Annotated in this window: 15 protein-coding genes; 11 read left to right on the top strand and 4 right to left on the bottom strand. The window is 70.3% G+C overall.

Features of this window, described 5'->3' with window-relative positions; translation table 11 throughout:
- Position 1: 1 nt before the first annotated feature.
- From AAHB17_RS05250 to AAHB17_RS05270, 5 genes are all read left to right on the top strand, one after another.
- Positions 2-850: a SirB1 family protein gene (locus AAHB17_RS05250; protein ID WP_342129445.1), complete on the top strand. Its 849-nt coding sequence runs from the start codon at positions 2-4 to the stop codon at positions 848-850.
- 76 nt (positions 851-926) lie between these two features.
- Complete coding sequence (locus AAHB17_RS05255) at positions 927-1,169, top strand: hypothetical protein (protein ID WP_342129446.1); 243 nt, start codon at positions 927-929, stop codon at positions 1,167-1,169.
- Between the two features lie 83 nt (positions 1,170-1,252).
- Entirely contained in the window at positions 1,253-1,921 is a 669-nt protein-coding gene (locus AAHB17_RS05260) for a response regulator transcription factor (RefSeq protein WP_342129447.1), read from the top strand.
- Complete coding sequence (locus AAHB17_RS05265; RefSeq protein WP_342129448.1) at positions 1,921-3,267, top strand: sensor histidine kinase; 1,347 nt, start codon at positions 1,921-1,923, stop codon at positions 3,265-3,267. Before AAHB17_RS05260 ends, AAHB17_RS05265 begins: the two co-directional genes overlap by 1 nt.
- Before the next feature lie 41 nt (positions 3,268-3,308).
- Complete coding sequence (locus tag AAHB17_RS05270) at positions 3,309-3,950, top strand: NAD-dependent dehydratase (RefSeq protein ID WP_342129450.1); 642 nt, start codon at positions 3,309-3,311, stop codon at positions 3,948-3,950.
- Here the strand turns inward: AAHB17_RS05270 and AAHB17_RS05275 are convergent.
- The 4 genes from AAHB17_RS05275 to purM all read right to left on the bottom strand — a co-directional run bounded on the left by AAHB17_RS05275 (position 3,944) and on the right by purM (position 7,225).
- Positions 3,944-4,921: a GlxA family transcriptional regulator gene (locus AAHB17_RS05275; RefSeq protein ID WP_342129451.1), complete on the bottom strand. Its 978-nt coding sequence runs from the start codon at positions 4,919-4,921 to the stop codon at positions 3,944-3,946. The genes AAHB17_RS05270 and AAHB17_RS05275 overlap by 7 nt on opposite strands.
- Positions 4,918-5,535 (bottom strand): DJ-1/PfpI family protein, encoded by a 618-nt coding sequence (locus AAHB17_RS05280; RefSeq protein WP_342129452.1) that lies wholly within the window; start codon positions 5,533-5,535, stop codon positions 4,918-4,920. The genes AAHB17_RS05275 and AAHB17_RS05280 overlap by 4 nt, the downstream gene beginning before the upstream one ends.
- On the bottom strand, positions 5,532-6,089 hold the full coding sequence (locus AAHB17_RS05285; RefSeq protein ID WP_342129453.1) for an isochorismatase family protein: 558 nt from the start codon (positions 6,087-6,089) through the stop codon (positions 5,532-5,534). Before AAHB17_RS05285 ends, AAHB17_RS05280 begins: the two co-directional genes overlap by 4 nt.
- A 104-nt stretch (positions 6,090-6,193) precedes the next feature.
- A complete protein-coding gene (gene purM, locus AAHB17_RS05290) occupies positions 6,194-7,225 on the bottom strand; it encodes a phosphoribosylformylglycinamidine cyclo-ligase (protein ID WP_342129454.1) in 1,032 nt (343 codons plus the stop codon).
- An 84-nt stretch (positions 7,226-7,309) separates the two neighbouring features.
- Between purM and AAHB17_RS05295 the strand changes: the two genes are divergently transcribed.
- Genes AAHB17_RS05295 through AAHB17_RS05320 form a run of 6 tightly spaced genes read left to right on the top strand, consistent with a single transcriptional unit; the run spans position 7,310 to position 12,545 of the window.
- Positions 7,310-8,377 (top strand): AI-2E family transporter, encoded by a 1,068-nt coding sequence (locus tag AAHB17_RS05295; RefSeq protein ID WP_342129455.1) that lies wholly within the window; start codon positions 7,310-7,312, stop codon positions 8,375-8,377.
- A complete protein-coding gene (gene hda / locus AAHB17_RS05300) occupies positions 8,374-9,060 on the top strand; it encodes a DnaA regulatory inactivator Hda (protein ID WP_342129456.1) in 687 nt (228 codons plus the stop codon). Before AAHB17_RS05295 ends, hda begins: the two co-directional genes overlap by 4 nt.
- Positions 9,057-9,740: a histidinol-phosphatase gene (locus AAHB17_RS05305; protein ID WP_342129457.1), complete on the top strand. Its 684-nt coding sequence runs from the start codon at positions 9,057-9,059 to the stop codon at positions 9,738-9,740. The genes hda and AAHB17_RS05305 overlap by 4 nt, the downstream gene beginning before the upstream one ends.
- On the top strand, positions 9,721-11,325 hold the full coding sequence (pcnB, locus tag AAHB17_RS05310; protein ID WP_342129458.1) for a polynucleotide adenylyltransferase PcnB: 1,605 nt from the start codon (positions 9,721-9,723) through the stop codon (positions 11,323-11,325). Before AAHB17_RS05305 ends, pcnB begins: the two co-directional genes overlap by 20 nt.
- 3 nt (positions 11,326-11,328) lie before the next feature.
- Complete coding sequence (folK, locus tag AAHB17_RS05315) at positions 11,329-11,796, top strand: 2-amino-4-hydroxy-6-hydroxymethyldihydropteridine diphosphokinase (RefSeq protein WP_342129459.1); 468 nt, start codon at positions 11,329-11,331, stop codon at positions 11,794-11,796.
- A complete protein-coding gene (locus AAHB17_RS05320) occupies positions 11,793-12,545 on the top strand; it encodes a hypothetical protein (protein WP_446719556.1) in 753 nt (250 codons plus the stop codon). Before folK ends, AAHB17_RS05320 begins: the two co-directional genes overlap by 4 nt.
- The last annotated feature ends 5 nt before the right edge of the window (positions 12,546-12,550 follow it).

Genomic DNA, 12,550 nt, shown 5'->3' on the forward strand with positions numbered 1-12,550 from the left:
GATGATGGACTTCGCCCTGCCCACCCCGCTGGACTTTTTTGCTGCCCTGGTCAACGACGACGACCAGCTGCCCTTGCTGGAGGCGGCGGTGGCCATCGCGCAGGACGAATACCCCGACCTGGACGTGCAGCAGGTGCTGGGTGACGTGGACCAGCTGCTGGCGCGCCTGCGGCGGCGCCTGCCGCCCGACGCCGCGCCGCTGCAGCGCCTGCGCGGGCTCAACCAGTTCTTCTTCCGCGATCTGGGCTTTGGCGGCAACGTCAACCACTACTACGACCCCGACAACAGCCACCTCAACGTGGTGCTGCGCACCCGCCGAGGCATCCCCATCAGCCTGGCCGTGCTGTGGCTGGAACTGGCCCAGGGCCTGGGCCTGTCGGCCCGGGGGGTCAATTTCCCCGGCCATTTCATGGTCAAGGTCAACCTGCCCCGGGGCCAGGTGGTGATCGATCCCTTCACCGGCCAGTCGCTGAGCCGCGAGGAGCTGTCCGAACGGCTGGAGCCCTACAAGCGGCGCAACGGACTGGTGGACGACTTCGATGTGCCGGTCGGCCTGTACCTGCAGTCGGCCACGCCACGCGATATCCTGGCGCGCATGCTGCGCAACCTCAAGGAAATCCACACCAGCCAGGAAGACTGGACGCGCCTGATCCCCGTGCTCGACCGCCTCATCGTGTTGTTGCCGCAGGCCCACGCCGAGCACCGCGACCGCGGTCTGGCCTGGGCGGAAAAGGGCGATGCGCGCCGCGCCGTGGCCGACCTGGAGCACTACCTCGCACACGCCGAGGACGCGCTCGACATCGACGCCGTGGCGCAACGGGTGGGTGAGCTGCGGCGCGAACTGTCCTAAGTGTCGCTTAAGTCTGTGTCCCTACAGTCAAGTCAGGCCGGTCACTTGACCGGCCATGACTCGAAAGGACCTGACCATGATCACCCGCATTCGCACCCTGGCCCTGGCTTCGTTGATGGGCGTTGGCAGCCTGGCCCTGGCACCGGCCCACGCTCAACAGTCGCCCATGCCCGCCGCCGCGCCCGCCGCTGCTCCGGCGCCGGCCGTCACCAACACCCAGATGCCGGCCACCGAACCGTCGAAGAAGGTCGTGAAGAAACACGCGGCCAAGAAAAAGCCCGCCGCCAAACGCACCAAGAAGGTCGCCAAGCCGGCTTGATGCGGCAAGCGCCCCGGGGCCGGTTCACCTCCTGGGTGGCCGGCCCCTTGTTTTGTCCCCAGCACCCGGCCTGAAGCCCTGAAATGCGCGTGTTGCTGGTCGAGGACGACACCATGATCGGCCCCGCCGTGCAGGACGGCCTGGCGCGGCGCGGCCTGCGTGTCGACTGGGTGCGCGACGGCGCCGCCGGCTTGTCGGCCGCGAGCACCGAGCCCTTCGACGCCGTGCTGCTCGACATCGGCCTGCCGCGCCTGGACGGCCTGGCCTTGCTCAAGGCCTTGCGTGCCTCGGCCGACCCCGTGTTCAGCCAGGTGCCGGTGCTGCTGGTCACCGCACGCGACGCGGTCACGGACCGCATCGCCGGGCTCGACGCCGGCGCCGACGACTATGTGCTCAAGCCCTTCGACATCGACGAGCTCGCGGCCCGGCTGCGCGCCGTCAGTCGGCGCCGCGACGGGCGGACTTCGACCACCATGACGGCGGCGGGCATGTCCCTGGACACCGCCACGCGCGAGGTCCGGGTCGATGGCCAGCCCGTGAGCCTGTCGGCACGGGAATTCGGCCTGCTGGAATTGCTCATGCGGCGTCCGGGCGTGGCACAGTCGCGCGCGCAGCTGGAGGACCGCCTGCTGGGCTGGGGCGAGGAGGTGGCCAGCAACGCGCTGGAGGTCCACATCCACAACCTGCGCCGCAAGCTGGGCGCGCAGCGGGTGCTCAACATCCGCGGCGTCGGCTATTTCGTGCCCCGTTGATGTCCCGGCGCGCGCACACGTCCATTGCCCGCCGGCTGCTCTGGCGGTTGCTGCCCGCCTGTGTGCTGATCGGCGTCGCGCTGGCCGCTGCCGTGATGGCGCTGGTGGCGCGCCAGACCAGCGAGCTGCTCGACTACCAGCTGGAGCAGGTGGCGCGGGTGCTGATCGACCACGACTTCACGCGCCTGAACGTGCCCCTGGTCGATGACCCGGCCGCCCACCTGGACGTGCAGGTGCTCGACAACCATGGGACCCGCCTGTACCGCTCGGGCAACGAGGTCGACGTGCCCTTTGACAGCCCGCTGGGATTTTCGCGCCAGTTCAGCCGCACCGACCCCGACGAGGATGGCCAGATCGACGAGGTGGTGTTGCGGGTGTTCACCCTGCGCAGCGAATTCCGCACCGTGCAGGTCATGCAGCCCTGGTCGCTGCGCGACGAGCTGGTGCGCGAATCGGGGGTGCGCGTGCTGCTGGCGGCGGTGCTGGCCATGAGCCTGCTGGGCCTGGTGGTGGCGCTGTCGGTGCGCAGCGCGCTGCGGCCGCTGACGCGCCTGCACGACGAGCTGGGCCGGCGCGGCGCGGTGCTCTTGACGCCCATCGTCTGGCCCGATGCGCCGGCCGAACTGCAGCGCCCGCTGACCGCCCTCAACGACCTGCTGGCCCGCCTGCAGGCCAGCCTGGAGGCCCACCGCCACCTGGTGGCCGACGCCGCCCACCAGCTGCGCACGCCCCTGGCCGCCGTGCGCCTGCAGAACGACAACCTGCTGCGCACGCCCGACGGCCCCGAGCGCGAGCGAGCGCAGCAACGCCTGGGCGAAGGCATAGACCGGCTGCAGCGGCTGGTGGCACAACTCCTGGCGCTGGCCCGCATCGAAGGCGGCGGCGCGGCGGCGCGGCCACGCGAGCCGATCGACCTGCGTGGGCTGGTGGCCCAGGCGCTGATGGACGTGGCGCCGCTGGCCGCGCAGCGCGAGGTGGAACTGGTGCTCGACGGTGCCCGGCCGGCCAGCGTGTCGGGCGACGCCACCGGCCTGCGCATGCTGGTGGACAACCTGATCGACAACGCCCTCAAGCACAGCCCGCGTGGCGGCACCGTGTGGCTGAGGCTGTCCACCGAAGGCGGGCAGGTCCGGCTGGTGGTGGCCGACCAGGGGCCGGGCGTGCCGCCGGCCGACCGCGAGCGTGTCCTGCAGCGTTTTGTGCGCCTGCACGCGGGCGAGCAGATCGGCAGCGGCCTGGGCCTGGCCATCGTGGCCGAGGTGGTGCGCCAGCACCAGGGCTCGGTGGCGCTGGGCGACGGCCCCGATGGGCACGGTCTGCAGGTGGTGGTCGGGCTGCCGGCCTGACCGGGGGCGACAATGGGGCATTTCCGCCCCGAGGGACCCACATGAAAACGCTGTTGTTGGCCGGCGCGACCGGCCTGGTGGGCCGCCATGCCCTGCGGCTGGCCCTGGCGGACACGCGTGTCGAGCGGGTGGTCGCGCCCACGCGCCGGCCCTTGCCTCCCCACCCCAAGCTGCTCAACCCCATCGAGGACTTTGCCCACCTGCCGCCCCACGCGCCCTGGTGGAAGGTTGACGGGGTGGTGTGCGCGCTGGGCACCACCATGGCCAAGGCGGGCTCCCGGGCGGCGTTCGAGGCGGTGGATTACGAGATGCCTCTGACGGTGGCGCGGCTGGCTCTGCGCCACGGCGCACAGGCTTTTGCACTCAACTCCGCCCTGGGGGCGAACCCCGATTCGCGGGTGTTCTATTCGCGTGTCAAGGGCGAGCTGGAGCAATCACTGCGGGCCATGAAAAACCCCGGCTACCTCTCGCTGACCTTTGTGCGGCCTGGCCTGATCGGCGGCGAACGTGCCGAAAACCGCCGCGCCGAAAGCCTGACCATCCTGGCCGTGCGGCTGCTGACGCCGTTCCTGCCCCAGCGTTATCGACTGGTGCCGGCCGAACGCATTGCCCACCACCTGGTGGAAGCCGCTCTGGCGGCCACACCGGGTGTGACGGTGCTGGAATCCGAGCAGCTTCAATGACGGGTCGTTGACGGCGTGCCCCGCTTGCCCTGCTGGCGCCAGGCGCGGCGCAGCTGGGTGTCGGACGCAAAACCCGCCAGTGCGGCCGACTGTGTCACGTTGCGCCCGGCGTGCAGGGCCGCTTCGGCCACCGCCAGGCGGATGTCGCGCAGGTATTGCAGCGGCGTGATGCCGGCGTGGGCGGCGAACACCCGGCTCAGGTGGCGCGGCGAGGTGCAGGCCACGGCCGCCATCCCGGGCAGGGTCCAGTCGTTTTGTGGCGCGCTGCTGACCGCATCCTGCACCCGGTGCAGGGCGGCGTGCAGGTGGTTGCGGTGGCGCAGAAAGGGCGAGAGTTCGGGGTCGGCCGGGCCACGCCGCAGCGCCACCACCATGCTTTGCGCCACCTGGGCCGCCACGGCCGGGCCACACACAGCCGCGATGTGGTGCAGGAAGAGGTCGATGCCGGTGGTGACGCCGGCGCTGCTGCTGACGGCGCCGTCGAGCACAAAGACCCGGTTGGCCACCACCTCGCAGCGTGGCGCCACGGCCTGAAGCTCTTCCAGGTGGTGGTGGTGGGTGGTGGCGTGGCGGCCATCGAGCAGGCCGGCATGGGCGGCCAGCACGGCACCGGCGCACACCGTCAGCAGCTGCAGCTGGCCGGCCTGTGGGCGTTGGCCACGCAGCCAGTGCAGCAGCTCGGGCACACCAGGGCCCAGGGGGTCTATGGTGTCGCCTGGCTGGCCCAGCAGCACCAGCCACGACGGTCGGGGCAGGGCGGTGGGCAGGGCTTCGATGCCGCTGATGGTGGCGCCGACAGAACTGGCTGTCTCGGCCAGCGGCCCGACGAAACGCAATTCGAAGGCCTCGGGCTGGCCTTGGGCGCGCAGGCAGCGGTTGGCGATGCGCAGTGCCTCGGCCGGCCCGGCCCAGTCGAGGATCAGGCTGCCCGGCAGCAGCACAAAAAACACCGGGATGGGGGTAGGCGTCACGCCTGCGTCCAGATGAATTCCATCTGCCGCGCGGTGCGCTCGGCCAGCGCCATGCCGGCGAGCCGGGCCACCAGATGCAGACTCATGTCGATGCCGGCGCTGATGCCGCCCGAAGTGACGATGGCGCCCTGGTCGACCCAGCGCACGCCCGTGCGCACCTGCAGTGCGGGGTAGCGTTGACCCAGGTCGTCGGCGTCTTCCCAGTGGGTGGTCACTTGGCCGTGTTGCAGCACCCCGCTGGCCGCCAGCACGAAGGCGCCGGTGCAGACCGAGGCGGTCAGCGTCGCACGCCTGGCGGTGTCGGCCACCCAGGCCAGGGTGTCTTGGCAGGTCAGCACCGCGTCGACCACCCCACCGGGCACCACCAGCACGTCGGTGGCGGGCGCGTCGGCGAAGCCGTGGGTGGGCAGCAGCGTCATGCCGGCGCGGGCGCGCACCGGCTGGCGGTCGCGGGCGACACACAAGACCTCGAAGGGCGGGGGGGCGCCGGGCGCCTCGCGCTGGCGCATGCGGCTGGCGGTGGTGAAGACCTCGTAGGGGCCGGCCAGGTCCAGGGCCTCGACCTCGTCGAAGGCCAGGATCGCCACCCGCAGCGTGTGGGCCGGCGTGGTCACGCCAGGGCCTCGCAGGCCTGTGCCACCGTGGCGATGCGGGCAAAACGGTCCTTGAGCACGGTGGCGGTGCGGCTGCGGATGTCGGCGGCGGGCAGGGGGCGGCCGTCGGGCTGGACCATGTCGAAGGTCAGGGTGGCGTCGGTGACGAAGTCGACCGTGTAGCCGAGGTCGGACGCGTGGCGGGTGGTGGTTTCGCAGCACTGTTCGGTGCGTATGCCGCTGACCACCAGGCGCTGGATGCCCTGCTGGTGCAGCCAGACCTCCAGCCCGGTGCCGACCAGGGCGCTGTGGCGCGACTTGTGGAAGGTGGCGGCGGCCTCAAACGGCGCCAGGCCATCGAGCGGGCACACGGTGCCCGATTCGAGGGCGAAGGCGTTGTCGGGCGTGCGCGGGCCGTCGACGTGAAAGATGCGCACGATGGGCGTGCCGGCGGCCTGGGCGGCGGCGATCAGGGCGTTCTGCGCCGCCAGGTAGGCGGGCAGGTCCTGTTCGCTGAAGTAGGGGCGGCGGCGAAACGATTCCTGGACATCGATCACCAAAAGACAGGTTTTCATGGCAGCAACTCCGGTGTGGGAATGGCTGCATTGTTCCCTGTGGCGAGGGGTTTGTCCGCGCCCCCGGCGGACAAGCACCGATCAAATCAGGACATCAGTCCTGTTCAGGCCACCACCACGGTGGCGCCGTCGCCACGGGCGGCGATGTGGCCGATCTCGTACACCGTCTCGCCCAGCCCGCGCAGGGTGGCGGCGCAGGCGGCGGCTTCGGCCGCGGCGATCACCACCACCATGCCGATGCCGTTGTTGAAGGTGCGGTTCATCTCGATGTCGTCGATGCCGGCGACCTTTTGCAGCCAGGCGAACAGCTCGGTCTGGGGCCAGCTGCCCTTGACCAGGTGGGCGGCCGTGTCTTCGGGCAGCACGCGCGGGATGTTTTCCAGCAGGCCACCGCCGGTGATGTGGGCCAGGGCCTTGATGGGGTGGGCGGCCAAGGCGGCCAGCACGTTCTTCACGTACAGGCGGGTGGGCGCCATGATGGCGTCGCGGAAGGGCTGGCCGTCCAGCGTGGCGGGCAGGTCGGCGCCGGCGCGCTCGATGCACTTGCGCACCAGCGAGAAGCCGTTGGAGTGCACGCCGTGCGAGGCCAGGCCCAGCACCACGTCGCCAGGCTTCACGTCCTGGCCGGTCAGGATCTTGGATTTTTCGACCGCGCCGACGCAGAAGCCCGCCAGATCGTATTCGCCGGCCGGGTACATGCCGGGCATTTCGGCGGTTTCACCGCCGATCAGGGCGCAGCCGCTCAGCTCGCAGCCCTTGGCGATGCCGCCCACCACGGCGGCGGCGGTGTCGACGTCGAGCTTGCCGCAGGCGAAATAGTCGAGGAAGAACAGCGGCTCGGCGCCCTGCACCAGCACGTCGTTGACGCTCATGCCCACCAGGTCGATGCCCACGGTGTCGTGCTTGTTCCACTCGAAGGCCAGCTTGAGCTTGGTGCCCACGCCGTCGGTGCCGCTCACCAGCACCGGTTCCTGGTAGCGCTTGGGCACTTCAAACAGGGCGCCAAAGCCGCCGATGCCGGCCAGCACGCCTTCGCGCATGGTTTTTTTGGCCAGGGGCTTGATGCGTTCGACCAGCGCATCGCCAGCGTCGATGTCCACGCCAGCGTCTTTGTAGGAGAGGGGGGTGTTGCTCATGGAGGGGCCAGGGAAGTGGCAGGAAGGGCGGGGGCGCCGGGGCCGATAAAATTTGTCCGATTTTACGGTCCCACGTTTCACACCATGCAATTTTCCCCCGCCCAACTGCGTGCCGCCACCTGGCTGGGCATGGGATTGCTGGCCTGGCTGCTGCTGGCGGCGCTGTCGCCGGTGCTCATGCCTTTTGTGCTGGCGGCCGTGCTGGCCTATGCCCTGCACCCTTGGGTGGAGCGCATGGCGGCGCGCCGGGTGCCGCGCTGGCTGGGCGCCGGCCTGGCCATCACCTTGCTGATGCTGGTGCTGCTGGCCGTGGCGCTGCTCATCGTGCCGGTGGTCAGCAAGCAGTTGCCGCTGCTGCGCGAGCAGGTGCCGGCCCTGCTGGAGCATGTCAACCAGTGGCTGGCCCCCCTGGCCACGCGTTTCGGCATCGACCTGCAGGTCGACGTCAACCTGGTGCGCGAGACCTTGCGCAAGCTGGTGTCGGGTCACGAGGGCGAACTGATCGACGGCCTGCTGTCTTCGCTGCGCATCGGGGGCAGCGCGCTGCTGGCCCTGATCGGCAACTTCACCCTCATGCCCATCGTCGCCTACTACCTGCTGCTGGACTGGGATGGCCTGGTGCGCCGGCTCAAGGCGCTGGTGCCACCCCGCTGGCAGGCCGCCACCCAGGGTTTCCTGGACGAGACCGATGCCGTGCTGGGCCAGTACCTGCGCGGCCAACTGCTGGTGATGGGCATCCTGGCGGTGTTCTACACCGTGGCGCTGGCCTTGTGTGGCCTCAAGCTGGCCCTGCCCATCGGCGTGTTCACCGGCCTGGCGGTGTTCGTGCCCTACCTGGGTTTTGGCCTGGGGCTGGTGATGGCCCTGCTGGCGGCGCTGCTGCAGTTCCAGAGCCTGGGCGCGGTGGCGATGGTGGGCACGGTCTACGGCATCGGCCAGTTGCTCGAAAGCCTGTACCTCACGCCCCGCCTGCTGGGCGACCGCATCGGCCTGCATCCGATCGCCGTCATCTTCGCGCTGCTGGCCTTCGGCCACCTGCTGGGCTTCGTGGGCGTGCTGATCGCCCTGCCGGCCAGCGCCGTGCTGCTGGTGGCCCTGCGCCGCCTGCAGGCCCTCTACGTGGACAGCCACCTTTACCGGGACCCCTCGTGAAGCAACTGGCCCTGGACATCGGGCTGGCGCCCCTGCCATCCCTGGACAACTTCGCCTCGCACGGCAACGAAGCGGCGCTGGAGCACCTGCACCTGTGGGTGGACAATCCCCTGCGGTCGCCCGTGCCCACCCTGCTGTGGGGCCCGCCGGGCTGCGGCAAGACCCACCTGCTGCAGGCCGTGCGCCTGGCCTTGCAGGGGCAGGGCACGCCCGTGGGCTGGCTGGACGCGAACATGGCCCACCCGCCCGCCTTCGACGACCGCTGGGGCGCCGTGCTGATGGACGACTGCCACCTGTTCACTGCGGCGCAGCAGGCGGCGGCCTTCAACTGGTTCGTCAATGCGCAGACGCCCCACGCCGGCCAGGCGCGCTGGGTGCTGGCCGCGTCCGACCGCCCGCCGGCCGACCTGCAGCTGCGCGAGGACCTGCGCACCCGCCTGGGCTGGGGCCATGTGTTCCAATTGCAGGGCTTGGCCGAGAGCGAGCGCCGCGCCGTGTTGCGCCGCGCCGCCGACGAACGTGGCGTTTTCCTGGGCGACGAAGTCATGGACTTCATGCTCAACCGCTTCTCGCGCGACCTGGGCAGCCTCATGGCCCTGCTCAATGAACTCGACGCCTACGCCCTGCGCACCCAGCGCGCCATCACCATCCCGCTGATCAAAGCGATGCTAGAAAACGAATGAGACTTGCGCTGTTTGACCTGGACCACACGCTGATTCCGATGGACTCGGACCACGCCTGGGGCCAATTCACCGTGGCACAGGGCTGGCGCGATGCCGAGGCCTTTGGGCGCGCCAACGACGCCTTCTACGCCCAGTACAAGGCGGGTACGCTGGACATCCACCAGTACATCCGTTTTGCCACCGAGGTCATCCGCGAGCTGGGCCCCGAGCGGGCCGCCGCTGCCCATGCCGACTTCATGCGCGAGATGGTCTTGCCCCATATCCAGCCGCAGGCACGGCAACTGGTGCGACACCACCAGGCCGCCGGCGACACCGTGATCATCGTCACCGCCACCAACGAGTTCGTGACCCGGCCCATCGCCCAGGCCTTTGGCGTGGACGAGCTGATCGCCATCGAGCTGGAGCGCGACGCGGCCGGCAACCCCACCGGCGCCATCCGCGGCGTGCCCTCGTTCCGCGAAGGCAAGGTCGAGCGGGTGGCCGCCTGGCTGGCCGCGCGCGGCCTGGGCTGGGGCGACGTGGCCCACAGCAGCTTCTACAGCGACTCCATCAACGACCTGGCCATGCTCGAACACGTGCGCGAGCCCGTGGCCACCAACCCCGATGCGCGTCTGCTGGCCATCGCGCAGCAACGCCAGTGGCGCATACTGAACCTCTTCCATGATCAAGAAATTCATTGACAAGCTGCTGGGCAAGTCCAGTCCCGCCGCATCCCGCTTCGGCAAACGTGAGGACGTGCCGGCCTCGGTGCACGGCATCGATCCGTCCCTGGTGGACCAGCGCGCGCTCGACGTGGTGGAGACGCTGCAGCGTGCCGGCTACCAGGCCTACATCGTGGGCGGCGCCGTGCGCGACCTGCTGCTGGGCCTCAAGCCCAAGGACTTCGATGTGGCCACCGACGCCACGCCCGAGCAGGTCAAGGGCCTGTTCCGGCGCGCCTTCATCATCGGCCGGCGCTTTCGCATCGTGCACGTGGTGTTTGGACGTGGCCGTCAGGATCGGGGCCTGAGCGAGGTGATCGAGGTCTCGACCTTCCGCGCCCACCTGGACAGCGCCGACGCCGAGCAGGTCAGCGGCAACGAGCGCACCAGCAAAAGCGCCCTGGCCGGCATGACCCACGCGGTCGATGCCAGCGGGCGCGTGCTGCGCGACAACGTCTGGGGTCCGATCGAGCACGACGCCGCGCGCCGCGACTTCAGCATCAACGCCATGTACTACGACCCGCAGACGCAGACGGTCGTGGACTTCCACCACGGCATCCGCGATGCGAAGAAGCGCGTGCTGCGCATGATCGGCGACCCGGCCACGCGCTACCGCGAAGACCCGGTGCGCATCATCCGTGCGGTGCGTTTCGGCGCCAAGCTCTCGGCCCTGGGCTTCAAGTTCGACGCCAAGACGCGCGAGCCGCTGCAGGCCTCGCGCAGCCTGCTGGCCGACGTGCCGCAGAGCCGCCTGTTCGACGAGATGCTCAAGCTGCTGCAGACCGGCCACGCCCTGGCCAGCGTGGAGCAGCTCAAGTCCACGGGCCTGGCCACCGGCATCTACCCGCTCTTGGACGTGGTGGTGCAGCGCGCCGACGAGGCCTTCGTGAAGCTGGCCCTGCAGGACACCGACCGCCGCGTCGGCGAGAACAAGCCGGTGGCGCCCAGCTTCTTGCTGGCCTGTGTGTTGTGGGCCGACGTGCGCAGCGGCTGGGACAAGCGCCAGGCCAACGGCGAGCAGTCGTTCGCGGCCTTGCAGGACGCGGTGGACGACGCCTTCAACGCCCGCATCGGCGACGTATCGGGCCGTGGCAAGCTGGGCGCCGACATGCGCGAGATCTGGATGATGCAGCCCCGTTTCGACCGCCGCACCGGCGCCTCGGTGTTCACGCTGGTCGAGCAGCCGCGCTTCCGCGCCGGTTTCGATTTCCTGCGCCTGCGGGCGCAGACGGGCGAGGTGGATGAGGAACTGGCCCACTGGTGGGAAACCTTCAGCACAGCCAGTGACGCTGTGCGCCGCGACATGGTGGACGCCGTTCGTGTGGAGCAGCAGAAGCAGAAGGGGGGCGCCAAGCCCACGCGCGTGCGCCGCGTGCCGGTCGCCGCACCGGTCGAGCAGGACCCGCGTTTCCGCGAAGTCGACGGCGGCAGCGAGGACGAGCCCATGGACACCCCCGAGGCGACTGGCGAAGGGGCGCCCGCACGCAAGCGCCGCCGCCGCCGGCGCAAACCCGGTGGTGGCGACGGCGCGGGTGCCCCGGCACCACAAGGCGGCAACGACTGAACCATGGTGGCCGGGGCCGTTTCGGCGTTCGTGGCCCTGGGGGCAAACCTGGGCGACGCCGTGGCCACCGTGCGCCAGGCCATCGCGGCGCTGGACGGGCTGCCGCAGACCACGCTGGTGCGCGCCTCCGGCCTGTACCGCAGCGCCCCCTGGGAGGCCAGCGGCCCCGATTTCATCAACGCCGTGGCGGAAGTCAGCACCGCCCTGGACGCGCACGCGCTGTTGGCCGCCCTGCATGGACTGGAACAGGCGGCCGGGCGCGAGCGGCCCTACCTCAACGCGCCACGCACGCTGGACCTGGACCTGCTGCTGTACGGCGATGAACAGATCGCTACCCCCCGCCTGACCGTGCCCCATCCCCGCATGTGGGAGCGGGCTTTCGTTCTCAGGCCGCTGGCCGAGATCGCGCCCGGTCAGGTTGGCGCAGCGGCCCTCGCCGCCGTGGCTGCACAGGACGCGAGGCCGCTGTGAGCCGAGCCGGCCGCCATCTGCTCGGGTGGGTGTGCTGGCTGCTGTGTGTGTGGGGGTTGTGGGGTTGCGCGACCACACCGGCGCCCCGGGGCGAAGTGCGCGCCGCGCCGGCCACGCCCGCCGAGCTGGGGCAGTCGGACGTGAACCGCATGGCCACGCTGGGCATGCGGGCCAACCTGGACAGCCTGGTGTCCCTGGCCGACAAGCTCTACCGCCGCAACCCCCGTGAATGGCGCAAGGGCGGGGCGGCCAGCCGCGAGGAAGCCCTGGAGCGACTGCGGGTGGCGGTTGATCAGCGCCAGCTGTGGCCGTCGCTGCTGGGCCGCCGCGACGTTGCCGCGCTGGCCCTGGCCTTGTCGCCCGAGTTCACCGGCGACCGCGTGGCGGCCTTCATCGCGGCCAGCGCAGACATGCTGATCGCCGCCCACGGCGGCAAGACCGAGTTCTTCCTGATCGATAGCCTGGACGCCCAGAGCCTCTACAACGCGGCGCGCAATATCGAGATCGCCGTCTGGATGCTGGGCCAGCGCCGCGACGCGGCAGGGCAGCCGCTGCTGCTGGCCGACGAGATCGGCCCCCAGGGGCGCAACCTGAGTTTCGAGCGCGAGTTCGGCAAGGTCGTGGGCCGGCTGGACCTGCTGGCCGTGGTGACGGCCGAGAAATACCGCCGCGCCGTGGTGAGCTATGTGCAGAACCTGCTCGGAGGCAGCTTGCTGCAGTTCCTTCCGGTCAAGGCCGTCGCGCAGTGAGCGCG

Origin of the sequence: Hydrogenophaga sp. OTU3427 (assembly GCF_038440225.1) — a bacterium.
Taxonomy (GTDB): domain Bacteria; phylum Pseudomonadota; class Gammaproteobacteria; order Burkholderiales; family Burkholderiaceae_C; genus Hydrogenophaga.